This is a genomic window from Capnocytophaga sp. oral taxon 338 str. F0234 (assembly GCF_000192225.1).
GTDB lineage: Bacteria > Bacteroidota > Bacteroidia > Flavobacteriales > Flavobacteriaceae > Capnocytophaga.
In genome coordinates this window covers 1,493,266-1,519,817 of record NZ_GL872413.1, presented here as the reverse complement: position 1 = coordinate 1,519,817, position 26,552 = coordinate 1,493,266, and the positions used below count along the sequence as shown (strand labels likewise).

Below are 26,552 nucleotides of genomic sequence, written 5' to 3'. Positions count from 1 at the left end.
TCTTTAACAAAATCAAGAATGAAAGATTATATTATTGTAGGATTTGGCTTTGCAGGAAGTAGTCTTGCTCATCTATTAGAGAAGAACCAAAAATCCTTTGTTATTTTCAATGATAATCCTGCTCCTGTAACTACTGTTGCAGGAGCTATGTTCAATCCTGTTATCCTTAAGCGATTTACTCCTGTATGGAGAATACAAGAACAAATGCAATTACTTCTCCCCTTTTTTAGCGAAATAGAGAAGAAACTACATACTTCCTTTATCTATAAAGTACGTGTGTTCAGAAAATTCGCTTCGGTAGAAGAAAAGAACAATTGGTTTGTTGCCTCTGATAAGCCTATTCTATCAGAGTATCTTTCTACAAAAATACTTAACAAGGTTTCTCCTTATGTAACAACTCCCTTTGGGTTAGGAGAGGTACTTCATACAGGATTGGTCAATACCCGAATCCTTATTCCTACTTATCAAGAGAAACTACAGAAAGAGGGAATCTTCTTTGAAGAAAAGTTTAATTATAATGCTTTAGAAATCAAAGAAGAATACGTACATTATAAAGGTATTGATGCCAAGCGAATTGTTTTTTGTGAAGGATATGATATGGTGCGCAATCCTCTTTTTAAAGCATTACCTATGGTAGGAAGTAAGGGAGAATTACTTAGTTTTGAATCTGATGATCTCCAACTAAGTGGAGTTATCAAGTCTGATGGCTTCATTGCTCCTTTAGGTGGAAATGCTTTCAAAGTAGGTACTACTTATGATAATGATGACAAAGATCCCTCTCCTACTCTACAAGGTAGAAAAATTCTTATTGAAAAACTAGAGCACCTTATATCCTGTCCATATCGTATTACAGGACAAATGGCAGGTATCCGACCCACCGTAAAAGATCGTCGCCCCTTAGTAGGAGTCCATCCAAAATATAAGAACTTATTTATCCTTAATGGATTAGGTACTCATGGTGCTTTTCTAGCTCCTTATACAGCTACAGCACTTTATGATTTTATAGAAAAATCTATAACTTTAGACAAGGAAATGAATATAGAACGTTATTATCGGTATTTTGTATAAATAGCAAGTAAAAAAAATTCATTTTTCACTTTTTATAAATGAGATAAAAGATGGATTTTTATAATTTATCTTTTCTAAATCTTTATCTTCAAAATAATATATAATATTTGACAACTGCTACAAAGCAATTCCTATATGGAAAAAACGCATTACTTAATTGTACAATAATAGTAATATTCACTATCTGAGTGCTCTCTTCTATATAATTACTAACTTATTATACTCTACAAGGTCTTTAGTTCCAAAGAATACATAATAATATTTGATATAGTACCTTAAAAATCCAGAAACAAGAGTTTTCTCTTAATAATCTTTTCTTCATTTCAAAAATTAAAATGTCCCAAAAACCAAATATTTTGGGACACTTTTACACTTTTTATCAAGAAATATCCTATAATTGTAACTTCCTTGCTATCTCCTTACAAGCCTTTTTAATTTCCAAATAAGTAAAAATAAAGTCTTTTTCACTTCCATAATAAGGATCTGGCAATTCTTTCATTTCCATTGGGTAATCCAAAGTATCTAAAAGAAAAGAAACTTTTTCTCATTGCTTTTCTGACTTAGCTAAACTGAGAATATCTTTATAATTACTTTTATCCATTACAAAAATATAGTCAAACTTATCAAAATCCTCTGGAGTAAAAATCCTACCTTTTAATGAAGATATATCTATTCCATATTTTTTCGCTACTAAGATAGAGCGATTATCGGGAGCTTGACCTATATGATATCCTGCCGTTCCAGCAGAATCTACTTCAAAAAAATCCTTATCAAGCATAGAACGCAATACTCCTTCTGCTAGAGGTGAGCGACATATATTACCTAAACATACCATTAAGATACGTGTAGAAGGAATCATCGGTTACTTATCTTAGTATTTAGATCTGTAAGGAATTTGCGGAATTGTTTGTCTGTTTCATTGAGATTATCAACAGTCTTACAAGCATGTAAGACCGTAGCATGATCTCTTTTACCTATATACTTTCCTATATTAGCGAGAGAAAGTTTAGTATATTTCTTAGCAAAGAACATAGCTAACTGTCTGGCTTGAACTACATGACGTTTTCTTGTCTTAGATTGCAATTCCTCTATAGTAAGTTGGAAATACTCTGAAACAATTTCCTGAATATATTCTACAGTAATTTCTTTTTTAATGTTCTTTACAATCTTATCAACAGCTTTTTTGGCTAAATCAAGTGTAATTTCTTTCTTATTGAAGAGGGCTTCTGCCATAAGAGAGGTGTTTACTCCCTCTAATTCACGAATATTTGTCTTGACATTTTGAGCAATATAATCTACTATTTCCTCACTCATTTCTACTCCATCACGATATAAAATAGAATTTAAGATATTTTTACGCATCTGGTAATCAGGAGCTTGTAATTCTGCTGACAATCCCCATTTAAAACGAGAAAGTAATCGTTGTTCTACGTCTTGTATATCCACAGGAGCCTTATCTGACGTTAAGATAAGTTGCTTTCCATTCTGGTGTAAATGATTAAATATTTGGAAAAAAACATCTTGAGTTCCCTGCTTGGAAGCAAAGAACTGTACATTATCTATAATAAGAACATCTATTTGTTGGTAAAAATGAATAAAATCAGTACGATTATTATTTTTAGCAGCTACTGCATATTGTTTTGTAAAATCCTCAGCTTCAATATATAAAATTTTCTTTTTGGGAAACTTTTCCTGTATTTCATTTCCTATAGCATGAGCTAAATGTGTTTTTCCAAGCCCTACCCCTCCAAATATAAATAATGGATTAAAAGAAGTACCACCAGGACGTTGAGTAATTGCCATTCCTGCAGAACGAGCTAAGCGATTGCTTTCTCCTTCAATAAAGTTATCAAAATTCTTATTAGGATTCAGTTGAGAGTCCACTTTAACCTCTACAAGTCCTGGTACAATATAGGGATTAAATGATTCCTGAGGTTTTTGTCCATATCCTAAAGCCTCCATATTTGTCGCTTTTCGGTTAGCACTTGGAAGCTGTTCTGTTGCTTGCTCAGCCTTATTAGGATTATTCTCCATCTTAATATTATAGATGAGCTTGGGACGTGTTCCTAATTCTTTAGTTAAAGCACTCCAAATTAAATTAATATAATGATCCTCCAACCATTCCATGAAGAACATGCTAGGTACCATTATTACTAAGGTATTATCTTTGGTTAACTCCACAGGTTCTATTGGCTTGAACCAGACATCAAAGACATCAGATGTTACATTATCCTTAATAAAGGACAAGCAATTTTTCCAAATATTCTGTACATCAGTATTCATTAGTTGTAAGAAATTTTATATATTTGCGTTTTAAAAATAGAGGTGCCGAATTACAGGGCAAAAATGCAACTTTTTTTTGAATAAAAAAAATTTTTCAACACTTTTTTACCTCTTTTTTTAATCAAATATTATCTCATTGACTATTAAATGTTTACATCTATGGAAAACAACTTCATTTTTCAAATTCGCACTCGGTATGGAGAAACAGATCAAATGGGAATTATATACTATGGTGTATATCCTCAATATTTGGAGGTAGCTCGTGTAGAATGGCTCCGCAATTTGGGAATATCTTACAAAGAATTAGAAGAAAAAGGAATTATGCTTCCTGTCATTTCCCTCCAAATTGATTACAAAAAACCCGCTCTTTATGATCAGTTGCTCTCCATTGTCCTCTCCTTAAGAGAAAAACCAACCTCAAAAATAATTTTTAACTATCAAATTTTCAATGAAAGTAAAGAATTACTTATACAAGCAAGTACTACACTCGTTTTTGTAGATAAAATAACCTTCAGACCTATCAAATGTCCTAATTTTATTCTAGAAAAGATTAATTTTCATTAGAATTATTCTTTTCAACCATTGCCTGATAATAGGCTGCTCGGCTCAAAGGTTCATATTCTTCCTTTTCTCCAAGAAGGAATTGGGACTGTTCCGATGCTTTTCTAAAACTATAATGAGCCAAATTACCTGTGCGTGTACAGATTGCATGTACCTTAGTAACATATTCCGCAATAGCCATAAGAGCAGGCATTGGACCAAATGGACGTCCTAAGAAATCCATATCTAAACCAGCTACAATTACACGAACACCACTGTTTGCCAGGTCATTACATACCTCCACAATATCCGAACTAAAAAATTGTGCCTCATCTATGCCTATAACCTCACAGTTTTGAGCTAAAATTCGTATATTTGTCGCCGATTGTACAGGTATAGCCTTTATTTGGGTAGTATTATGAGAAACAATGCATTCCTTACGAAAGCGTGTATCTATTTCAGGCTTGAAGATGGCTATCTTTTGCTTGGCAAACTCGGCTCTACGAAGCCTACGGATGAGTTCCTCTGTTTTCCCAGAAAACATAGAACCACATATCACCTCTATCCAACCGAATGTATTGGAAATCTTAGTATTTTCAAGAAACATAATACTTTTTTAATAGAGAACAAAGATACAATAATTATCACACATACAACAGAAAAATATTTTTATGAAAGAAGAAATACAACTAGAAATTGTGCAAATTGCACAAAAGATACTTACAAGTCCTGCTCTTTTGGATAATTCTGATTTATTACTCAAAGAATTACACAAATTATATGAACGTGCTTTGATATTTCATTTCTTGGAAAAAAACCTTCCAGAAGTCTTAGAAAAGAATTCAACAAACACTAACCATTCAAACACTTCGGAAACCACTATAGAAAAAGCTCCTGAACCTATTATTTCTACTTCTGGTAGTGGTTGGGATGAAATTCGTTCCCAAGCTCCTGAAAAAGATATCATTTTTGAACAGAAAAATACTTCTTCTATACAAAAAGATACGGGACGAACTCTCAATGATAGTATCTTCAGCAAGCAATTACAAATAGGATTAAATGACCGTATTGCTTTTGTAACACATCTTTTTAATGGAAGTATTGATGAATATAACAAGACTATTGCTATGATTAATAATCTGCATACTCCCGATGAATGTTGGGATTTTATCCTTCACAAAGTGAAACCTTCCTATAATAATTGGCAAGGGAAAGAAGAATATGAGGATAGATTTTTTTATATTATTTCTAAACGTTTTGGATAATGGGAAAACTATATTTAATTCCTACTCCTATTGGTAATCTGCAGGACATTACCTTAAGAGCTTTACAAGTGCTCAAAAAAGTAGATATTATCTTAGCAGAGGACACACGTACTAGTGGAAAATTTCTACAGCATTATCAAATAAATATTCCAATGCTCTCCCATCATAAGTTCAACGAACATCAGACTTTAGATAGCCTTATCAGACAACTTAAGGAAGGAAAGCAAATGGCTCTTATTAGTGATGCAGGAACCCCCGCTATTGCAGATCCAGGATTTTTATTAGTTCGTGCCTGTATAGCAGAAGATATCCCTGTAGAGACCCTTCCGGGAGCAACAGCTTTTATCCCTGCCTTAGTAAACAGCGGTCTTCCTAATGATCGTTTTGTATTTGAAGGATTTCTTCCTGATAAAAAAGGAAGACAAACACGTTTGCAAAACTTAATAGAAGAAAAGAGAACTATGATATTCTATGTTTCTCCACATAAATTACTAAAAACACTTACTGAATTCATAACTTATTTTGGTGTTCATAGAAAAGCAAGTATTAGTAGGGAGCTCACAAAAATTCATGAAGAGACTCTCAGAGGAGAACTTTCAGAGTTGTTAGAACATTTTCAGAAAAATACTCCCAAGGGAGAATTTGTCCTTATTCTTGCTGGAAAAGAATAAATAAGGGCGATTTCTACTGAAAATCACCCTTAAAAGTACAAAGTTATCCAAAAAATTTTTATTCTTGAGCTTCCCTCATAAAGGCTTCTATAGTATCCACCATTGAACGACTACCACAAAAGAAAGGAACACGCTGATGCAATTGAGAAGGTTCTATTTCTAATATACGATTGAACCCATCTGAAGCCTTTCCTCCTGCTTGCTCTGTAAGAAATGCCATAGGATTACATTCATAAAGCAAACGCAATTTCCCTTTAGGTGATTGAGAAGTAGATGGATACATATAGATCCCTCCCTTTATCATATTTCTGTGAAAATCAGATACTAAAGAGCCTATATAACGAGAGGTATAAGGACGATCTTCCTTTTCCTCTTGACAATATTTTATATAATTCTTAACTCCCTGAGGAAATTTTATATAATTTCCCTCATTAATAGAATATATTTTTCCTTTCTCAGGATATTTCATATTAGGATGGGAAAGATAATAACTACCCAACGAAGGATCTAAGGTAAACCCATTCACACCTTTACCTGTCGTATAAACAAGCATAGTGGACGAACCATACACTATATATCCTGCAGCTACCTGATTTATCCCTTTCTGAAGAAAATCCTCCAGTTGAACAGGTGTATTTTCTGGAGTAATTCTACGATAAATAGAGAAAATAGTGCCCACCGAAACATTTACATCAATATTGGAAGAACCATCTAATGGGTCAATAAGGACTACGTATTTACTTAATTCTGAGTTCTCTCCACTCTTTATTTCAATAAAATTATCATTTTCTTCAGAGGCTATTCCACAAACTACCTCTCGCTGGGAGAGGGACTTGATAAAGGTTTCATTGGCAATAACATCCAATTTCTGCTGTTCTTCGCCCTGTATATTTTGGTTTCCTACTGCTCCTAATATATTAGCAATACCTGCTTTATTAATGGCACGATTAACCATTTTTGAAGCAATTTGGATGCAACTAATAAGTCGTGATAATTCACCTGTGGAATACTTAAAATCACGCTGTTTCTCAATAATAAATTCCCCTAAAGTAGGTAAGGTTTTTTCTTCTTTCATCTTAATATCTCTTTATATTGCAGTGCGAATTTACAATTTTTTTTTCAAATAACTCATTATTTCAATTGTATTATAATAATTTTAACATTTAATTTTACTTAAAAACATTACTTTTGTATTCTATTAAAATCCTTCAACGATAACAATCAAGAAGATAAAAATATTATTTATGATTATTGATACACATACACACCTATATGTAGAAGATTTTGATACAGATTACCAGGAAGTAGTCCTCAGAGCTATGGAGCAAGGAATTAAACAATTCTTCTTACCTGCCATTGATTCTCAGTATACTCAGAGAATGTTTCGTTTGTATAAGGAGTTCCCTAATCAAATGTTTCTCATGAATGGATTGCACCCTTGCAGTGTAAAAGCTAATTGGGAAGAAGAACTAGCACATGTTACAGCCTTAATGCAATCTCATCCTAAAGATTTTTACGCCATTGGAGAGATTGGGATGGATCTTTACTGGGATAAAACTTTTTTAGAAGAACAGAAAGAAGTTTTTCGTAAGCAAATAATCTTAGCCAAGAAATATAACCTTCCCATAGTAATTCATTGCAGAGAAGCTTTTGAAGAAGTTCTTAAAATACTTGAAAAGGTAAATGATGAAAAGCTCTTTGGTATTTTCCATTGTTTTACTGGAAACAAAGAGCAAGCTCAAAAAATTATTTCTCTTGGATTAAAACTTGGTATCGGAGGAGTTGTTACTTTTAAAAATGGAAAAATAGATACTTTTTTACATGAAATTCCTCTGGACAACATTGTATTAGAAACAGATGCTCCTTACTTAGCCCCTGTACCCTTCCGTGGAAGACGCAATGAAAGTGCCTATCTTATTCATATTATTAAGAAACTTGCAGAAGTATATAATCTCTCTGAAAATGAAATTATTAAACAAACAACTATCAATGCAAAGAAAATTTTTAATCTATAAATTCTTCTTTAATTGATAAATTTTACGTAACTTTGCCGAGTAATTTAATCTAAATATTTTGACAGATTTTTCTCAAATACGTCCTTTTCACGACAGTGAGGTTTCTGAAATATTAGCTTACATTAAGGACAACCCTACCATACACCAATTATTGCAATTTGGTTTTCCTAATCTTAGTGAGGAAGAACAAATGCAAATATTACTTTCATGTAGAAAAATAAGAGATTTCCAGTCAAAAATAATGTATCCCATTATTAAGAATGCTATTAACAAAAGTGTAACACAATTTTCAGATGATGGATTTGAATTATTAAACCCTTCTCAAGCATATTTATTTATTTCCAACCACCGAGATATTATATTGGATACTTCTTTTCTCAATGTATTATTATATGAGAAAGGTTTTAAGATGACTGCCTCAGCTATGGGAAGTAATTTAGTAAACACCCCTTTCTTACTTGCTTTTGCTAAATTAAACCGTAATTTTATTATTCACAGAGGACTTCCACCGAGAGAAACTTTACAAAAATCGCAAATTGTCTCTAAATTCATTGCTCGTTGTCTTATTGAAAAAAATCGTTCTGTGTGGATTGCACAGCGAGAGGGACGCACTAAAGATGGAGATGACCGAACCCAACAAGGAGTTATTAAAATGTTATCCATGAATTGTCCAAAGAGCACTTCTCTTATGAATTATTTCAAACAATTACATATTGTTCCTATGGCGATCTCCTATGAACTTGACCCTACTGATATACTAAAAATACCTGCTTTATTAGCCCAACATCATGGAGTGGAATATGTAAAACAAGAAAATGAAGACTATAATAATATAGTGCAAGGCTTTGTAGGGCAAAAAGGATGTGTTCACATTTCAGTTGGAAAGCCTTTATATGAGGAATTGGACATAATAGCTCAAGAAGAAGAACATAGCAATCGGCAAATACAAGCACTCGTAGAATTATTAGATGAAAGAATTCATTCTCAATACAAACTATTTCCTACCAATTATATTGCTTATGATATACTCACAGAATCTGATAGATTCTCTGATAAATATACAGAAAAAGAACTAAGACAATTTGAGAGACGAATAGAAAATAGAAGTAATTCTGAAGGAAATATTTCACGAAAAAAATTTTTAGAAATGTATGCCAACCCCGTCATTAACAAATTAAAATTATGACTAATAAAACAAAAATTCTCCTCATTTATACAGGAGGTACCATCGGAATGGTGAAAGATTATGAAACAGGGGTTCTTCGTCCTTTTCATTTTGAAAAAATCAAAGAACGACTCCCTGAACTCTTTCAATTAGATAGTGACATCGAGCATGTTTCATTCGATCCTCCTATTGATTCATCTGATATGAACATTGCGCATTGGAAAAGGATTGCTCAGAGTATTGAAGAGAATTATAATAAGTTTGATGGTTTTGTAGTTCTTCATGGTAGTGATACTATGGGATATTCTGCCTCTGCGTTAAGTTTTATGCTTGAGAACTTAGATAAGCCAGTAATCTTTACTGGATCACAACTCCCTATTGGAGATTTGCGTACTGATGCAAGAGAGAATCTAATTACCTCCATCCGCTTAGCAAGTTTAAAAGAGAACAACCAATCCGTCATCCAAGAAGTTTGTTTATATTTTGAATACAAACTATATCGTGGTAACCGCACCACTAAAATAGATGCTGAGAACTTCCAAGCTTTTGATTCTCCAAACTATCATATTCTTGCTGAGAGTGGCGTACATTTAAAAGTGTATAATGAATATCTAAAGCATAAAGAAAATAAAAGTACAAAATTAAATCTTTTCACAGACTTTAATCCAAATGTTACTTTTTTAAAAATATTTCCCAATATCACGGAACCTATCTTAGAAGGTATTCTAAACATCCCTTCACTCAAAGGGGTAGTTATGGAAACTTTTGGATCAGGGAATGCACCTACTTCTGAGTGGTTTCTTAAAACTATTGAAAAAGCTATAAAGAGAGGGGTTGCTGTAGTCAACATTACACAATGTATACGTGGTTTTGTACTTCCTAACACTTATGAAGCAGGTTCTCATTTTGAGAATATAGGTGTTATTAATGGAAAAGACCTTACCAGTGAGGCTGCTATTACTAAGTTAATGTACTTATTAGGTAAAGAAATAAGGCACAAAGAACTGAAAATCAAATATGAAAAAGAAATTCAGGGAGAAATATCATAAAGTTTTCTAAAAACAACTTGTAGGGTTATTTTTTTGTTATAATTTTACGTCTTGTTAAAAGATACTTATAGAGAGGTGTCCGAGTGGTCGAAGGAGCACGCCTGGAAAGTGTGTATACGCCAAAAGCGTATCGAGGGTTCGAATCCCTTCCTCTCTGCTTCAAATATAAATTGTTACTGATTAAAATTGAAAAAAATGAAAAAAAGGTACTCAAAATTGGTGTTAGCCGCATTATTTTTCATAAACTTTGCCACTGTTTTTGCACAGGAAGCAGAAAAAGAGACGAGCATTCATCAAAGTTTCAAGGAATATTTTATAAAAGGAGGTCCAGCCTATATGGCTCCTATTCTTTTGTGTCTTATCATTGGGCTTGCTGTTGCCATTGAACGTATTATTTACCTTACAATGGCTACCACAAATACTAAGAAATTACTAGAGAATGTGGAAGATGCCCTTAAAAATGGAGGAATAGAAGCTGCTAAAGAAGTTTGCAGAAACACTCCTGGTCCTGTAGCCTCTATCTTTTATCAAGGACTTGATCGCGTAGATGAGGGTATTGATATTGTAGAAAAATCAGTAGTATCTTATGGAGGAGTACAAATGGGACTCCTAGAAAAAAATGTCTCATGGATATCTTTATTTATTTCAATTGCCCCAATGTTAGGATTCATGGGAACTGTAATCGGGATGATTCAAGCCTTTGAAAAAATTAGTTTAGCAGGTGGGTTAGATGCTTCCTTGATTGCTGGAGATATTCAAGTAGCACTACTTACTACTGTATTTGGACTTATTGTGGCGATGATATTGCAAGTTTTCTATAATTATATTGTAGCCAAAGTAGATAGTATAGTAAATAATATGGAGGATGCTTCTATCTCTCTTGTGGACTTATTAGTGGACTACAAAAAGTAATTATTAACCTCTAAAATCTCTATTTATGCATGAAACAAAAATAGTAGGACTTATAGCAAAAATAGTAGCACTTATTTTCGGTATTGCTGGAGTAGTTCTTTGTGGTTGGCTTATGTTCAGTTCCAATGATGTGAAAAATAATATCGGAAATATTCCTATGAGGGGAATGTTCTTTGTAACTTATCTGCTACTTATTTTTGGATTAGCAGCGGTTATTCTATCTGCTACAAAAAATATACTATCTTCTCCAAAATCTCTTAAAAAGATATTAATTTATACAGGAGTTTTTCTAGGTATCTTAGTGATCTCTTACCCACTCTCCTATGTACTTTTTGGTACAGATAGTACTTATCAGTGGATAAGTGCAGGTATTATGGCAACTTATTTACTCTTACTTATTTCATTAATTTCTGTAATCTATTCAGTAATTAAAAGAACTTAAAGATGGCAAGACGTTCAATACCCGAAGTAAATGCTGGTTCTATGGCGGACATAGCTTTTTTGTTACTAATATTTTTCTTAGTAACAACCGACATAAGTTCCAATGCGGGCATAACTGCAAAATTACCTCCTAAAGTTCCTCAACAAGAACAACAAGAGCCTCCTATTAATGAACGAAATCTTTTTGTTGTATTGGTTAATAAACAAAATCAGTTATTAGTAGAGGACAAATTGATGAATATCAAAAATCTTAGAAAGGCAGCTGTTGAATTCTTAGATAATGGAGGAGGTAGCGCAGATGAAGCCTGTAGTTATTGTCAGGGAAAGCATGACCCAACTTCATCAGATAATCCCAATAAGGCTGTAATCTCCTTACAAAATGATCGTGAAACTAATTATGATACATACATAGTCGTACAAAATGAATTAGTAGCGGCTTATTATGAACTAAGAGAAAGAGAAAGAAAAAGATTATATCCTAATGAAGTTTCCTATAAGGAAATGGATGCAGAATTTAATGCTGCTAAGACTTCCGATAAGAGGAAAGAGGAATTAAGACCAAAATTAGAAAAGCTACAAGAGCTATTTCCAAAGAAATTGGTGGAAGCAAGTATAAAAAAAGATAAAAATTAATAGTGATGGCAAAGTTCAATAAGAAAAAAAGTGAAGGAGTACCTCCTATCTCAACTGCATCTCTGCCTGATATTATTTTCATGCTTCTGTTCTTTTTTATGACAGTAACTCAATCCAAGGATGGAGAAATCATGGTAACCAATGATCTACCTACTGCTAATCAAGTGCAGAAATTAGATAAAAAGGATCCTGTAATATACGTATATGCTGGAGAGCCTTTACAAAGATATCAAGAAAAATATGGAAAAAATGCAAGATTACAAATAAATGATGTATTTGTAGACGTAGATAAAATAGGAACTCCTATCCTAAAATATAAAGAAGGTTTACAAGAGAGATATAAAGAAATATTTATAACTTCTTTAAAGGTAGATAAGCATACTAAAATGGGAATTATTGGAGACTTAAAAGAGAAGCTGAGAGATATTAATGCACTAAAAATTAATTATATAACAAAAGAAGGAACTCCTTCTGTGTTAAGTGATTAAGTGTAGTAATGTGAAAATTGTAGTTTTTATAGTTTATATTATTTTTTATCAAATCCGTAAAATATATGTTTTTGCGGATTTTTTCATACCCGCAAATTAGTAAATTTAAATTATGAGAATTCTGCATACTGCCGATTGGCACTTGGGAAAAAAATTAAATCAATTCTCTCGCATGGAGGAGCAATGTGCTGTAATGGATGAAATCATTAAAATAGCCAATAGAGAGCATGTTGATGTTGTAATTATTGCAGGAGATTTGTTTGATAATTTCACTCCAAATACGGAATCTATAGAGCTTTTCTACAGAACATTAAAGCGATTATCCCCTAATGGTATTCGCCCTATTATTGCCATTTCAGGAAATCATGACGCTCCTAAACTTATTGAAGCTCCTGACCCTTTAGCTCGTGAATGTGGAATTATCCTTATAGGTCAACCCAATGTTCAAGTAACTCCCTTTGAAACAGAGCATTTCAAAGTCCTGCGATCAGCTAGGGGATTTATAGAACTTCAAATAGAAAAATATAACTATCCTCTAAGAATCTTACATACTTCTTATGCCAATGAATCACGATTGAAACAAGATTTAGGTGAAGATAAACCATTAGGAATTAATAATTTATTAGCCAAAAACTGGGAATTATTAGCACATGAATTCTGTGACAATAAAGGAGTCAATATTCTTACTGCACACCTATTTATAAATCCAAAAAATGGAGAACCTTTAGAAGAACCTGAAGGAGAGCGACCTATCAGAATAGGAAATGCTGATATGATTTATTCCGATGCTATTCCTAGTGAAATACAATATACAGCTTTGGGTCACTTGCATAATTTCAAAAATATTGGTAGCAAAGAAAAACCTATTGTATACTCCTCTTCTCCTCTCTGTTATAGTTTTAGTGAGGCAGGTCAAGAAAAATATGTAGTTATCGTTGATGCTCAGCCCAATAAAGAAGTGACTTTTTCAAAAGTTGCTTTGCATAGTGGAAAACAATTAATACGCAAAACCTTTCATACAGTGGATAATGCTGTAAGTTGGTTAGAGAAACATCCAAATACTTGGTTGGAACTAACCATTGAATTAAAAGAATTTCTAAAGGCTGTAGACAGGAAGAAACTCTACAATGCTCATTCAGGAATTGTATATCTCATTCCAAAACTCCTTACGGAAGAATCCAATAAAATTCACAATGGATTAACTTTTCAAGATATTAATTTTCAAAATGTCATTCCTTTATTTGAAAAATATTTCAAATACAAAAATAATGGCATTGCTCCTAATAAAGAAATTATTAATTTATTTAAAGAAATTCTATCAGCTCAATAATGTTACCTTTATATCTTACCATAGAAGGGATTTATTCCTATCAAAAAAGACAAGAAATTGATTTTTCTCTACTTACAGAAGCTGGATTATTTGGTATTTTTGGAGCAGTAGGTTCAGGAAAATCCTCTATCTTAGAGGCTATTACCTTTGCTCTTTACGGACGAACTGAACGCTTAAATAGTGTTAATGATAAAAGAAATTATAACATGCTAAATCTCAAATCAAACCGTTTCTATATTGATTTTGAGTTCCTTAATTTTGAAAATAAAATATTTCGTGTAGTAAGAGAATATAAGCGTAACAGTAAGAATTTCAATGATGTAAAAAGCCCTACTGTACAGTTCTATGAAAATAAGAACAAACAATGGATTCCTTTAGAGAATGCTAACCCACAGGATATCATAGGATTAAGCTATAATAATTTCAAGCGAACTATCATTATTCCTCAAGGACAATTTAAAGAATTTTTAGAACTTGGCGCCAAGGATAGGACTGAAATGATGAAGGAAATCTTTAATCTACAAAAATTTGATTTATCAGAAAATATAGCAAAAATAAAGAAAGAAAATGGCGAAAAACTAAGTTTTAAAGAAGGACAACTTAAGGGACTTGATGAAATAAATGAAGAAAATATCCAATTTCAGAAAGAAAAACTTGATTTAGAAAAAGAAAAACAAAAAACCTTAAAAACACAATTCATATATATAAAAAGCCAATATGAACAACTCAAAATTCTGAAATCAGATTATGAACTCTTAAACAAAAAAAAGGATGAATTTTCTTCCCTTGATAAACAAAAAGTTATTATTGATGCATTAGAGATAAAAGTAAATACCTACGAAAGAATAGAAAGACTATTTAAAAACTTATTAGATAATAAAGAAAAGATACAAAATGAAGTAAATTCATATAAAGTTAAAAAGGAGACAGAAGTTACTAAACTTAAGGAAATAAGAGAAAAAATTGCGAACCTTAATCAAAGAATTGAATCCATACAAAAGAAATTTAATCAACTCTCTCAAACAAAAATAGTAGAAGATGATTTAAAACAAATACTATCTATCATTCCTTTACAAAAAGAACTAATAACTGAGGAAGAAAATGCCCAAAAAGGAAAGAATATAATTGAGGAAGAAGAAAGAATGCTTAAAAAGCAGAAAGAAACTATATCTTCACTTGAAATTAATATAGAAACTCTTAAGAAACAACGAATAGATAATAAAATACTTTTAGAGGTAGGTAATTGGTATGAAAAGTATCATATTTTAAAAGAAAATAGAAATAAGCAAATAAATAAGATAAGTACTTTAGAAAAACAATTACAGGATATTTCAAAGGATTTAGATACATTTACTTCATTAAAAAATGGGATTCCCTCAGATTATAAAGAAAAAATAGATAAAAGAAAAGAACTCTTACAGAATGAGAAACAAACTCTTAGCCAGAAAATAAGCCAACTTGAAATACAATGTCAGTTAGCACATTATTCACAAGGACTTCATAAGGGAGTTCCTTGCCCTTTGTGTGGTTCATTAGAACATCCTCATATTCCTCTTTTTGAAGATGTAAGTAATGAGATAGCATCTGCTAAAGAATCAATAAAAAATATCGAAATAAAACAGGAAAGGTTACAACAAACACTCTTTCAAATAGAAAAATATATTGATAGAAAAAAAATATTTGATGCTCAACTTTCTTCAGAGAGGAATATATTTACACAAATAGAGAAAGACATTTCGGAACATATTAGAAATTTTACATGGAAAGAATTTTCTATTGATGATCATTCTCTTTACTTACAAAAGCAGAAGCTTGCAGCTGATCTTGAAAGTAAAATCGAAGAGAAAGAGACATCCCACAAAAAAATATTAAAAGAAGTAGAAAATCTTCAGGAAAAATTAAAAAAATATAGAGATAGGCTTAGCAATATTTACAAAAATATAGCTTCTTTACAAGGAAATATTTCAAGTAAAAAAGAAAATATCAAGATACTTTCCTTTAATGATTATCTAAAAAAGGAATATACCTTGATTGAAAAAGAATATCAAGAGAGGTCTCTTTCAAACAAACAAACAGAGGAAATATACCTAACATTAACAGAGGAAAAAAATAATATAATTCCTTTAGAATCACAGTATGATGCACATTTGAAAAATACTAATGAACTCCTTGACAAATGGGAGGAAGAACTCTCTTCCACGGAAAATACTTTAGAAAAAGTACTCAAACAAGAGCAGATAAAGTTTGAAGATGTAAAAACTATCCTAAGTACACCTATAGCTATTGAAGAGAATCAAGTAAAAATACAAACATTTCGGGTTCATTATAAATCATTGCAAGAGCAAATCAAAGAATTAGAAATGAAATTTAATCAAAAATCATTTAGTTACCAAGTATTTAATGATATAGAAAGCCAATATTTAAGTAAAGAACAAGAGATAAAGATTAATAATGATACCTGCGTAAAAATAGAAAGTGAATTGGAACGCTTGAAAAAAGCCTACATTACAAAGAAAGAGATTATAAAATCTGTAGAATACTACAAGCAACGTAATGAAAATATAAAACTCTTAGATAATATTTTCAGAGGACAAGGATTTGTTCAATATATTTCCTCTATTTATCTGCAGCAACTTTGTGAATATGCTAATATACGTTTTCAGCAAATGACTCGAGGTCAATTAAGCTTACAGCTAAATGAGAATAATGAATTTGAAATAATAGATTATCTCAATGAAGGACGAAGCAGAAGTGTGAAGACTCTCTCTGGAGGGCAGGCTTTTCAAGTTTCCTTAAGTCTTGCTTTAGCTTTAGCTGAAAGTGTACAAAGCAATGCCAAAGCAGATAAGAATTTCTTTTTCATAGATGAAGGTTTTGGTACTCAGGATAGTGAATCTATTAATATTGTATTTGAAACAATCACTAATCTATTGAAAGATAATCGTATCGTAGGAATTATCTCTCATGTGGAAGAACTCAAGGAGCGTATCCCTATTTCACTAACAGTTACAAAAGATTCTGAGAAAGGTAGCCTTATAAATATGTCATAAATAGTCTTCGATGACACAAAAAGAGAAATTTTGTCAGTTAAATTCCTATATTTAATAGTAAATACCATGAATTTTATTGAAATTGAACGAAAATTTTTAGTTAGAAATACAGATTTTATTTCTCAATCACACAAAAACACCCAAATTATACAAGCTTTTCTCAATACAGACCCCTGTAGAACAGTACGGGTACGATTAAAAGGAGAAAAAGGATATCTTACCATTAAAGGAGAAAGTACTAATGGAATCAGCAGGTTCGAATGGGAAAAAGAAATTTCCGTTAATGATGTCTACACTTTATTACCTTTATGTGAACCTTTCTCTATTGAAAAGACTCGTTATGAAGTACTCATCAATCATTCTCTTTATGAGGTAGATGTATTTCATGGTGAAAATGAGGGGCTTATTATTGCTGAAATAGAATTAGACAATGAGTATCAATTCTTTGAAAAACCTTCTTGGATTGGCTTAGAAGTTACTGGAGATACTCGTTATTACAATAGTTATTTAAGCAAAAATCCTTATAAGAATTGGAAACAGTAGCCCTATATAATCACTGACAAATTGACATATTTGTTAGGTTGGCATACTTTATGCTTACAGAGAATACAGATTTATAAAATAAATAGAATAAATATGAGTGTAAAATTAAAACCATTAGCCGATAGAGTGCTAATAGAACCAGCACCCGCTGAAACGACTACCGCTTCTGGAATTATTATTCCTGATACTGCTCAAGAAAAACCACAAAGAGGAAAAGTGGTTGCTGTAGGAGCAGGAACTAAAGAAAATCCTGTAACCCTTAAAGTGGGAGATGAGGTTCTTTATGGGAAATATGCAGGAACCGAACTTAAATTGGAAGGGAAGACTTACCTTATCATGCGTGAGAGCGATGTATTAGCAATTGTATAAATTTAAAAAATAAAAGAATATGGCAAAAGATATAAAATTTGATATTGATGCACGTGATGGCTTAAAAAAAGGAATAGATGCCCTTGCCAATGCAGTGAAAGTAACATTAGGTCCTAAAGGACGTAATGTAATTATTAGCAAATCATTCGGTGCCCCTACGGTTACTAAAGATGGAGTTACTGTAGCTAAAGAAGTAGAACTTCCTGATGCTCTTGAAAATATGGGAGCACAAATGGTAAAGGAAGTAGCCTCCAAGACCAATGATCTTGCAGGTGATGGTACTACTACTGCCACTGTACTTGCACAGGCTATTGTAAGAGAGGGACTTAAAAATGTAGCTGCAGGTGCTAATCCCATGGATTTAAAAAGAGGTATTGATAAATCCGTAAATGCTATCGTAAATGAATTAGCGAAGCAAAGTCAAAAGGTAGGTGATTCTATTGATAAAATTCGTCAAGTAGCTGCTATCTCTGCTAATAATGATGATACTATAGGAGAACTTATTGCTGATGCATTTAAAAAAGTAGGTAAAGAAGGAGTTATTACGGTAGAAGAAGCTAAAGGAACTGATACTTATGTGGATATCGTTGAAGGTATGCAGTTTGATCGTGGCTACCTCTCCCCTTACTTTGTAACCAACTCTGAGAAAATGATTGCAGAGCTTGAGAATCCTTTTATCCTTCTATATGATAAGAAAATATCTGCTATGAAGGATTTATTACCTATCCTAGAACCTGTTGCACAATCTGGTAAGTCACTCCTTATTATTGCAGAAGATATTGATGGTGAAGCCTTGGCTACTTTAGTAGTAAACAAACTTCGTGGTGCCTTGCGTATTGCCGCTGTAAAAGCTCCTGGTTTTGGTGACCGTCGTAAAGCAATGCTTGAAGATATTGCTATCCTAACAGGAGGTACCGTAATTGCTGAAGAAAGAGGATTCACACTTGAAAATGCTACTATAGATATGCTTGGTCATGCAGAACGTGTATCTATTGACAAAGATAATACCACTATCGTAAATGGTGCTGGTAAGAGTGAAGATATTCAAGCTCGTGTAGGGCAAATTAAAGCTCAAATAGAAGTAACTACTTCTGATTACGACAAAGAAAAACTTCAAGAACGTTTGGCTAAATTAGCAGGCGGAGTAGCTGTCCTTTATGTAGGAGCTCCTTCTGAAGTAGAAATGAAAGAAAAGAAAGACCGTGTGGATGATGCTCTTCATGCAACTCGTGCAGCTGTAGAAGAAGGTATCGTAGCTGGTGGTGGAGTAGCTCTATTACGTGCTAGAAATGTACTTAACAAAATTAAAACAGACAATAGTGATGAAATTACCGGTATCCAAATCGTATACCGCGCTGTAGAATCTCCTCTACGTACTATTGTAGAAAATGCTGGAGGTGAAGGTTCTGTAGTGATTGCCAAAGTATTAGACAGCAGAAATTCTTTTGGTTATAATGCTAAATCAGAAAAGTATGTAGATATGTTCCGTGCTGGTATCATTGATCCTAAGAAAGTTACCCGTGTAGCTTTGGAAAATGCAGCCTCTATAGCTGGAATGATTCTTACTACCGAATGTGCCTTAGTTGATATTAAAGAAGATACTCCTGCCGCACCTCCTATGGGTGGAGGTATGCCTGGAATGATGTAATCAATACATCATATATAAATCTTAAAACCCGTCATTCCTTTGGCGGGTTTTTCTTTATGAATTAAGAATCAGTCTTTTTTACTTTATTATCTTTAACAAATTATTTACAATAACAAGATGGAAAAATAAAAAAAATATAGTATTTTTGTTTCTCAAATTTATTATATATAATACTGATAATCAATATTACACCGTATAGTATTAATTATCAATTATCTAAAAAGACTTTTTTATGTACTTAATCTTTGATACGGAAACTACTGGACTCCCTCGCAACTACAATGCTCCCATTAGCGATAGCGAAAACTGGCCTCGTGCAGTACAAATTGCTTGGCAATTGCATGACCATAAGGGACAGCTTTTAGAACATAAAGATTTTCTGATAACTCCTGATGGCTTTACCATTCCCTACGATGCCGAACGTATCCATGGTATCTCTACAGAATTGGCTACGAAGCGGGGGGTGAGTATCCATCATGTATTTGAGGAATTCGAGAAGGCTCTCGCCAAGACACAGTACATAGTAGGACAAAATATAGGTTTTGATATCCATATCATGGGGGCAGAATTCTATCGTTATGGAGTAAGTTCTGTCCTATCCAAACTCCCCGTACTTGATACCTGTACCGAACTCACTGCTGAGTTATGTAGAATTCCCGGAGGACGTGCTGGAAAGTTTAAATATCCGAACCTTACCGAACTACATGAATTCTTATTTGGCACTCCTTTTGCTGAAGCACATAATGCTACCGCTGACGTAGAGGCGACTGCTCGTTGTTTTTTTGAACTTCTTCGTAGAGGCGAAGGATTCTCCCCCTCACAAGTTTCTGAACAAGCAATAAGGCTTATTCAGGAAAAATATCTCTCCCCTATTCCCCTTTGGGGCTTACATCATATCAACTTGAAAGTAGCCTCAGAGAAATTAAAAAGCAAGGAAGATATCTCATTATCAGCAACAGAACTTACCGAGAACCTTACTCTCTTACAGTCTGCTCCTTTTGCACACTTACATAACCACTCTCAACATTCTGTATTACAGTCTACTGCCTCCATAGCCGATTTGGTAACAGCAGCTGCCAAAGAAAACATGCCTGCTGTAGCTCTTACTGATCATGGTAATATGATGGGGGCTTTTCACTTTACCAAAGAAGTAGCCAAGCATAATAAAGAAGCTAAGGCTAAAAATGCCAAATTGGAGGAGGAAGGAAAACCTGCCACCCATACCTTAATCAAACCTATTATAGGTTGTGAGTTCTATATATGCGAGAATCACTTAGATAAGACTAAGAAAGACAATGGATATCAGGTTGTTCTCTTAGCAAAGAACAAAGACGGATACCAGAACTTAATCAAAATGGCTTCTATTGCTTATACAGAAGGCTTCTACTATGTTCCCCGTATAGATAAAGGAATTGTAGAACAGTATAAAGATCAATTGATTGTCCTCTCCGGAAACCTACAGGGGGAAATTCCTTCTAAGATACTGAATTTAGGAAACCGACAAGCGGAAGAGGCTCTACTGTGGTGGAAGGAACACTTCCAAGAGGACTTCTATATAGAACTTATGCGACATGGACAGGAGAACGAAAACCGTGCCAATGCCGTTCTTATAGAATTGGCTAAAAAGCACGGAGTCAAATTGGTTGCCACTAACAATACTTATTATATCAGCCCTCAGGATGCCAATGCGCATGACATTTTACTCTGCGTGAAGGATGGGGAAAAACAAGCCACTACCATTGGACAGGGACGCGGCTTCCGCAATGGATTGCCTAATGAAGAGTACTACTTCAAATCCTCCCAGCAGATGAAAGAACTCTTCAAGGATATCCCTGAAGCCATTCTTTCTATTAAGGAAATTATTGATAAGATAACCCCTTATGAATTGGCTCGCAATATTCTCCTTCCTAAATTTTCCATTCCCAAGGAATTCCAAATGGAGGGCGACCCTACTGGCAAGAAGGGAGAGAACAAATACCTCAGACATCTTACCTACTTAGGCGCCAAAAAACGATATAAAGAACTCACCAATGAAGTACGCGAACGCCTTGATTTTGAACTTTCTATTATAGAAAAAACAGGATATCCTGGTTACTTTCTCATTGTGGAGGATTTCATCACTGCCGCACGCAATATGGGTGTTTCGGTAGGACCTGGTCGTGGTTCTGCTGCAGGCTCTGCTGTGGCTTATTGCTTAGGAATTACCAATATTGACCCTATTAAATACGATCTGCTTTTTGAGCGTTTTCTCAATCCTGACCGTGTAAGCATGCCCGATATTGATATTGACTTTGAGGATGACGGACGTGGACGTGTTTTGGACTATGTGATTGGCAAATATGGTGCCAATCAAGTTGCTCAAATAGCCACTTATGGAACTATGGCTGCAAAGTCCTCTATACGTGATACTGCTCGAGTTCTGGACTTGCCGCTGAAAGAAGCCGACCAGATAGCCAAACTGATTCCTAATATCTCTCTTAAGAAAATCTTTTCCCTTACCGATGAGGAACTTAAAGAAAAGGTAGGTAGTGACTTACCAAAAATTGATAAACTCAAGAAAATCGCTGAGGGACATGACCTCTCAGCCAAAACTGTCCAACAGGCTTGTATCTTGGAAGGATCAGTACGCAATACAGGCATCCATGCCTGTGGAGTCATCATCACCCCTGACGATATTACCAACTTTGTTCCTGTGATGCTCGCCAAGGATTCGGACTTATTTGTTACTCAGTTTGACAACTCTGTCGTAGAGAGTGCAGGTCTCTTGAAGATGGACTTCTTGGGACTGAAAACCCTTACCATTCTCAAGGATGCCGTATCTTTAATCCAAAAACGACACGGATTTGAGTTAGACATAGATCATATTCCCTTGGATGACAAGCCTACTTATGCCCTTTTCCAACGAGGTGAGACTATAGGAATTTTCCAATATGAGTCCCCCGGTATGCAAAAATATATGCGTGAACTTAAACCTACCGTCTTCGCCGACCTAATCGCTATGAATGCCCTCTACCGTCCGGGACCTATGGACTATATTCCAAGTTTTATCCATCGCAAACAAGGTATAGAGCCTATCACCTATGACTTGGCTGATATGGAAGAATACCTCAAAGACACCTACGGTATCACCGTATACCAAGAGCAGGTAATGCTTCTTTCCCAAAAATTAGCAGGATTCACCAAGGGAGAAGCCGATAAGCTAAGAAAGGCGATGGGAAAAAAACTCAAAGATGTCTTAGCTGAGATGAAGCCTAAGTTTATTGAAGGTGGCGGAAAAAAAGGGCATCCTGCTGAGGTCTTGGAGAAGATATGGAAGGACTGGGAAGCCTTTGCCAGCTACGCCTTTAACAAATCACACTCTACTTGCTATGCGTGGATTGCCTACCAAACGGCTTATCTCAAGGCAAATTATCCTGCCGAATTCATGGCGGCAGTACTCTCCAACAATATGAATGACATCAAGTCCATCAGCTTCTTCCTTTCTGAATGCCATCGTATGGGTATCAAGGTGCTCAGTCCTGATGTGAACGAATCCGAGTACAAGTTTACCGTCAACAAAGAGGGGGCAATACGCTTTGGAATGGGAGCCGTCAAGGGATTGGGTAAGGCTGCTGTGGATACTATCGTAGAGACACGAAAATCAGGAGCTTACCAATCCATCTTTGATATGGTAAAGCGCATAGACCTCAAGTCGGCTAACAAGAAGGCTTTCGAGAGTCTTGCCTTAGCCGGCGGGTTCGATTCCTTCCCTGAGGTACACCGCGCACAATTCTTCCACCAAGAGCCTTCGGAGAATATGGTTTTCTTAGAAAAAATACTCCGCTACGGTGCCAAAGCACAAGAAAGCGCCAAATCCATACAGTTAAGCCTCTTTGGAGACAGCCCTGAAACACAAATCCCTGAACCAAAAATGCCCTATACTGAAGAATGGAGTCCAATGGAAAAGCTCCGTCGAGAAAAAGAAGTAGTGGGTATCTATATCTCTGGACACCCTTTGGATATCTTCAAATACCAACTGCAATATCTCTGTAACAAAGAAGTAATAGAACTATCTGGGGGGCTTGAAGGACTAGAAAACCAAGTAGTACGATTCGGAGGTATCATCACCAAGACAGAACATAAGACCAGCAAGACAGGTAAAGGATGGGGAATCTTCACCATAGAAGACTATAGCGGTGTAGCTGAATTTCGTATCTTTGGCGAAGAATACCTTAAGTTTCGCCATTTCCTATCCGAAAATCAATTTGTCTTCATCAAGGCTTACATCTCCACAGGTTATATAAACAAAGAAGGACAACAAAGTGCCCCTAAGATAAACTTTACTTATATTGATTTCTTAGAAAATGCACTAAGTAATATTCATAAATTACAAATTGCCACAGATGTCCAACAGGTTAATAAAGAGAATTTAGATTTTTTCAAGAGTTTTCTAAAAGAATTCAAGGGAAATACTCCTATTAGCTTTCTTATTATAGGAAGAAATGGTGAAAAAGAGATTGAACTACCCTTAAATAGCTACTATTCTAAGGTAACTATCAGCAAAGAACTCTTTGACAGGCTCTCGGCTACCACTATGCTATATCGTATTAATGATGAGACACGTTGGTTGAACAAAATACGAGAGGAAGAAGAAATCACTCCCTTAGAAGAAGAATTCATAATGGAAGAGAACTTTGAAAGTGAAGAATGAAGAATGTCCGGCGCCACCTCTATAGTTACAGTAACTATTGGATGTCGTACGGTCCAAAAACAGCCCTAAGAAACCATCCCAAACACTATTTCAAGAATCCTATTAAAATTTAACATTAATTCCTAATTAAATTCAAATATTTTCATTATTTTTGCTATCTGAAAATACCTAACTGTAAAATTTAGTTTTTCTATGAAAAATTTGCGTAACTCGCTGAAAATTCGTAACTTTGTTGTTCTAAATAATCTTTATTTAGCACAGCACAGCAAAGCACAGCACAGCACAGCACTTTATTAAGTAGCTGGTTTTCAGTGTATATTTTAACGAGCAAGCCTGCTCGCGGGATTTCCTGCGAGTAGGTTTGCTTTTTTATTATCTAAAGAATCTAACATATCCGTTATCCGAAGGACGAAAAGGTTATAAAAGGCGTATCCCGAAAAGCCTATAAGAGAGTAGGGAGAAATTTAAATTTTTGAATAAGATGAAAAAAATATTGATGATTCTATTTTTTGTGTTTACCGCACACGTTTTCTCTCAAAGAATATCACACGGACTAAAAGTATATGAGGGAATCATTAGTAGAATGGAAGTATTTTTTCCTAATCTCAGACGAGCAGAGATAAAAAATACTTTTCAAATTACAGATTGGGTTTATATATCAAACGACAACGTCTATTCTGTAGCTCGTTTCTATTTTCCTGAATATAGAAGGTTTATGTACTTCTTAGTAGAAAACTATACAGAACCTTTTAGTGATGTATATAAAATTTCAAGTACTTATGAATATGATAGATTGATAAGTACAATGGAATTATATGGTTTTCAAACAACTGATTAAGTCTAAAGGAAAAATCAATATGAAAGCACTACTTTTAAGCCTACTTTGTATAGGCTTTATGGGAGGGACAAGTAACCATTCCTCAGAACCGCAACCTTATAAAGAAACTGAATGCAAGAGATGTGTAGGTGCTTCTCCTTGTAGAGCCTGTAAGAATTGCTCCGCTTGCAAGCACTGCCATAAACGAGGTGGTACTTGTGGTATATGTGAAAAATGGAAGTAACAAACTATCAAATAATTTTTATTATAAACAATATAATGTATAATTTTATGAAAAGAATAATTTTTCTGTTTTCAATCATTATCTCTAATGTCATTTTTGCTCAATCTGTAAAAGATTTAGATATAAAGAATGGTTTTAAGCATTTCAAATTAGGTAGTACACCTAATCAAATTAAGAATATCAAAAAGGAAGAACGTCAATTTGATCAAAGCCCAAATATTTCCGAATATATCTATATAGGAAAAGATATTAAAACTGTCTTTTTTGTTCCTGTATCTCATATCAACTTGACTTTTTTCAAGAATAAACTCTATAGTATCCAAGTAATATTTGGAGATATAGATAAGGAATTTACTCAAGGACAGTTTCAAGAAATATTATCTGCTTTAGAAAATGCTTATGGTAGAAAATGGCATCAACCTACAAATGAGACAGGTGTAATAACAGATGGCGCTATTTGGAATGGAGAGAAAGTTCGTTTAGAACTATTTAGAGTAAATTTTTCTAAAAGTTATTCCGAACCATCTGACTATGATCTTAATACTGGTTATATACAAGTCTATGATAAAGAAATGCAAAGACAAAGATCTCTAAGTGAATTTTAAAAACAAGTTATAATGAAAAAATTAATTTTAATTTTAGTTTGCTTCATAGGATATATTGGATTTTCTCAAAATAACTATGAGGCTTTAAGAGAAGCATATGAGTACAAAAGAGCATATCTTGAAGATCTAATAGGAAAATGTAATATTGCTATTGATTATAAAGAATTTAGTGACGCTCATAGTTTTGCTGATGATGTAATCCGTGCAGCTCCTAATGATTTCATGGGATATGGTCTTAAAAGTAGAATTTACTATGAGGAAGAAAATTTACCTGAATCTTATAACTATGCTTATATAAGTTATAGAAAAACACCCAGAGAAGATACAAGAGATCTCCTTGAAATGAGACACAAGCAACTTATTGATTTATTAAAAGAAAAATTAGAAAAAGGACACTATGAGAGTATTATATACAGTTGTTACTCTATTAATCATAATACAAAAGTAATAAATTATTATTTAGGACTAGCTTATTTCAATATTAATGATTTTAAAAACGCTAAAAAAGCACTAAAAAAAGCAAAAGGAATAGGTTATTCGAAATATTATTTAAAAGAAATTAAAGAAAAAGAGAAATCAAAAAAATAATTGTAGAATTTCAAATTTATAAATAACAAAATATGAAAAAAGTAATTTTATTTTTAGTATGTTTGGTAGGAAATATAGGATTTTCACAAAAAACGTGTTTAAACTTTTTTTAGGAACTTGGAGATAAACCCTAATAAA

At 33.7% G+C, this 26,552-nt stretch carries 24 protein-coding genes, 1 tRNA gene and 1 pseudogene; 22 read left to right on the top strand and 4 right to left on the bottom strand.

The window, feature by feature from the left end; genetic code table 11:
• Positions 1 to 18: 18 nt before the first annotated feature.
• A complete protein-coding gene (locus tag HMPREF9071_RS06925) occupies positions 19 to 1,068 on the top strand; it encodes an FAD-binding oxidoreductase (protein ID WP_009745893.1) in 1,050 nt (349 codons plus the stop codon).
• A 391-nt stretch (positions 1,069 to 1,459) separates the two neighbouring features.
• Here HMPREF9071_RS06925 and HMPREF9071_RS06920 read toward each other — a convergent pair.
• Together HMPREF9071_RS06920 and dnaA are read right to left on the bottom strand one after the other, a co-directional pair.
• Positions 1,460 to 1,924: pseudogene (locus HMPREF9071_RS06920) on the bottom strand (low molecular weight protein-tyrosine-phosphatase).
• Complete coding sequence (gene dnaA / locus HMPREF9071_RS06915) at positions 1,924 to 3,351, bottom strand: chromosomal replication initiator protein DnaA (RefSeq protein ID WP_009745891.1); 1,428 nt, start codon at positions 3,349 to 3,351, stop codon at positions 1,924 to 1,926. Before dnaA ends, HMPREF9071_RS06920 begins: the two are co-directional and overlap by 1 nt.
• 159 nt (positions 3,352 to 3,510) lie before the next feature.
• On the opposite strand from dnaA, the gene HMPREF9071_RS06910 reads away from it, so the two are divergent.
• Positions 3,511 to 3,915, top strand: coding sequence for a thioesterase family protein (locus HMPREF9071_RS06910; protein WP_009745890.1), 405 nt, complete (start codon positions 3,511 to 3,513; stop codon positions 3,913 to 3,915).
• On the opposite strand, the gene HMPREF9071_RS06905 is transcribed toward HMPREF9071_RS06910, so the two are convergent.
• On the bottom strand, positions 3,902 to 4,498 hold the full coding sequence (locus HMPREF9071_RS06905; protein ID WP_009745889.1) for a thymidine kinase: 597 nt from the start codon (positions 4,496 to 4,498) through the stop codon (positions 3,902 to 3,904). The genes HMPREF9071_RS06910 and HMPREF9071_RS06905 overlap by 14 nt on opposite strands.
• Positions 4,499 to 4,562: 64 nt before the next feature.
• On the opposite strand from HMPREF9071_RS06905, the gene HMPREF9071_RS06900 reads away from it, so the two are divergent.
• Positions 4,563 to 5,156: a hypothetical protein gene (locus HMPREF9071_RS06900; RefSeq protein WP_009745888.1), complete on the top strand. Its 594-nt coding sequence runs from the start codon at positions 4,563 to 4,565 to the stop codon at positions 5,154 to 5,156.
• Entirely contained in the window at positions 5,156 to 5,827 is a 672-nt protein-coding gene (rsmI, locus tag HMPREF9071_RS06895; RefSeq protein ID WP_009745887.1) for a 16S rRNA (cytidine(1402)-2'-O)-methyltransferase, read from the top strand. The genes HMPREF9071_RS06900 and rsmI overlap by 1 nt, the downstream gene beginning before the upstream one ends.
• 58 nt (positions 5,828 to 5,885) lie before the next feature.
• Here rsmI and fbp read toward each other — a convergent pair whose 3' ends face one another.
• Complete coding sequence (gene fbp, locus HMPREF9071_RS06890; RefSeq protein ID WP_009745886.1) at positions 5,886 to 6,902, bottom strand: class 1 fructose-bisphosphatase; 1,017 nt, start codon at positions 6,900 to 6,902, stop codon at positions 5,886 to 5,888.
• Positions 6,903 to 7,071: 169 nt separating this feature from the next.
• Here fbp and HMPREF9071_RS06885 point away from each other — a divergent pair, with 169 nt between their 5' ends.
• From HMPREF9071_RS06885 to HMPREF9071_RS06805, 18 genes are all read left to right on the top strand, one after another.
• Entirely contained in the window at positions 7,072 to 7,842 is a 771-nt protein-coding gene (locus tag HMPREF9071_RS06885) for a TatD family hydrolase (protein WP_009745885.1), read from the top strand.
• 58 nt (positions 7,843 to 7,900) lie between these two features.
• Positions 7,901 to 9,028, top strand: a complete 1,128-nt coding sequence (locus tag HMPREF9071_RS06880) for a 1-acyl-sn-glycerol-3-phosphate acyltransferase (RefSeq protein ID WP_009745884.1) — start codon at positions 7,901 to 7,903, stop codon at positions 9,026 to 9,028.
• Positions 9,025 to 10,056 (top strand): asparaginase, encoded by a 1,032-nt coding sequence (locus tag HMPREF9071_RS06875; RefSeq protein ID WP_009745883.1) that lies wholly within the window; start codon positions 9,025 to 9,027, stop codon positions 10,054 to 10,056. The genes HMPREF9071_RS06880 and HMPREF9071_RS06875 overlap by 4 nt, the downstream gene beginning before the upstream one ends.
• A gap of 69 nt (positions 10,057 to 10,125) precedes the next feature.
• Positions 10,126 to 10,213, top strand: a tRNA-Ser gene (locus tag HMPREF9071_RS06870).
• A 38-nt stretch (positions 10,214 to 10,251) separates the two neighbouring features.
• Complete coding sequence (locus HMPREF9071_RS06865) at positions 10,252 to 10,968, top strand: MotA/TolQ/ExbB proton channel family protein (RefSeq protein ID WP_009745882.1); 717 nt, start codon at positions 10,252 to 10,254, stop codon at positions 10,966 to 10,968.
• Between the two features lie 25 nt (positions 10,969 to 10,993).
• On the top strand, positions 10,994 to 11,410 hold the full coding sequence (locus HMPREF9071_RS06860) for a hypothetical protein (RefSeq protein WP_009745881.1): 417 nt from the start codon (positions 10,994 to 10,996) through the stop codon (positions 11,408 to 11,410).
• A gap of 2 nt (positions 11,411 to 11,412) precedes the next feature.
• A complete protein-coding gene (locus HMPREF9071_RS06855; protein ID WP_009745880.1) occupies positions 11,413 to 12,042 on the top strand; it encodes a biopolymer transporter ExbD in 630 nt (209 codons plus the stop codon).
• 5 nt (positions 12,043 to 12,047) lie between these two features.
• Complete coding sequence (locus HMPREF9071_RS06850) at positions 12,048 to 12,530, top strand: biopolymer transporter ExbD (RefSeq protein WP_009745879.1); 483 nt, start codon at positions 12,048 to 12,050, stop codon at positions 12,528 to 12,530.
• A gap of 112 nt (positions 12,531 to 12,642) precedes the next feature.
• Complete coding sequence (locus HMPREF9071_RS06845; protein ID WP_009745878.1) at positions 12,643 to 13,860, top strand: exonuclease subunit SbcD; 1,218 nt, start codon at positions 12,643 to 12,645, stop codon at positions 13,858 to 13,860.
• On the top strand, positions 13,860 to 16,910 hold the full coding sequence (locus HMPREF9071_RS06840; protein WP_009745877.1) for an AAA family ATPase: 3,051 nt from the start codon (positions 13,860 to 13,862) through the stop codon (positions 16,908 to 16,910). The genes HMPREF9071_RS06845 and HMPREF9071_RS06840 overlap by 1 nt, the downstream gene beginning before the upstream one ends.
• A gap of 66 nt (positions 16,911 to 16,976) precedes the next feature.
• Positions 16,977 to 17,453, top strand: coding sequence for a CYTH domain-containing protein (locus tag HMPREF9071_RS06835; protein WP_009745876.1), 477 nt, complete (start codon positions 16,977 to 16,979; stop codon positions 17,451 to 17,453).
• Positions 17,454 to 17,546: 93 nt separating this feature from the next.
• Entirely contained in the window at positions 17,547 to 17,822 is a 276-nt protein-coding gene (gene groES / locus HMPREF9071_RS06830) for a co-chaperone GroES (protein ID WP_009745875.1), read from the top strand.
• A gap of 19 nt (positions 17,823 to 17,841) precedes the next feature.
• Complete coding sequence (gene groL / locus HMPREF9071_RS06825) at positions 17,842 to 19,470, top strand: chaperonin GroEL (RefSeq protein WP_009745874.1); 1,629 nt, start codon at positions 17,842 to 17,844, stop codon at positions 19,468 to 19,470.
• A gap of 232 nt (positions 19,471 to 19,702) precedes the next feature.
• Positions 19,703 to 24,160 (top strand): DNA polymerase III subunit alpha, encoded by a 4,458-nt coding sequence (gene dnaE, locus HMPREF9071_RS06820; RefSeq protein WP_009745873.1) that lies wholly within the window; start codon positions 19,703 to 19,705, stop codon positions 24,158 to 24,160.
• A gap of 481 nt (positions 24,161 to 24,641) precedes the next feature.
• Entirely contained in the window at positions 24,642 to 24,998 is a 357-nt protein-coding gene (locus HMPREF9071_RS06815) for a hypothetical protein (protein ID WP_009745872.1), read from the top strand.
• Positions 24,999 to 25,017: 19 nt separating this feature from the next.
• Positions 25,018 to 25,221, top strand: a complete 204-nt coding sequence (locus HMPREF9071_RS12250) for a hypothetical protein (RefSeq protein WP_162859672.1) — start codon at positions 25,018 to 25,020, stop codon at positions 25,219 to 25,221.
• 47 nt (positions 25,222 to 25,268) lie between these two features.
• On the top strand, positions 25,269 to 25,826 hold the full coding sequence (locus tag HMPREF9071_RS06810; RefSeq protein ID WP_162859671.1) for a hypothetical protein: 558 nt from the start codon (positions 25,269 to 25,271) through the stop codon (positions 25,824 to 25,826).
• Between the two features lie 12 nt (positions 25,827 to 25,838).
• Positions 25,839 to 26,414, top strand: coding sequence for a hypothetical protein (locus HMPREF9071_RS06805; protein ID WP_009745869.1), 576 nt, complete (start codon positions 25,839 to 25,841; stop codon positions 26,412 to 26,414).
• Positions 26,415 to 26,552: the final 138 nt, after the last annotated feature.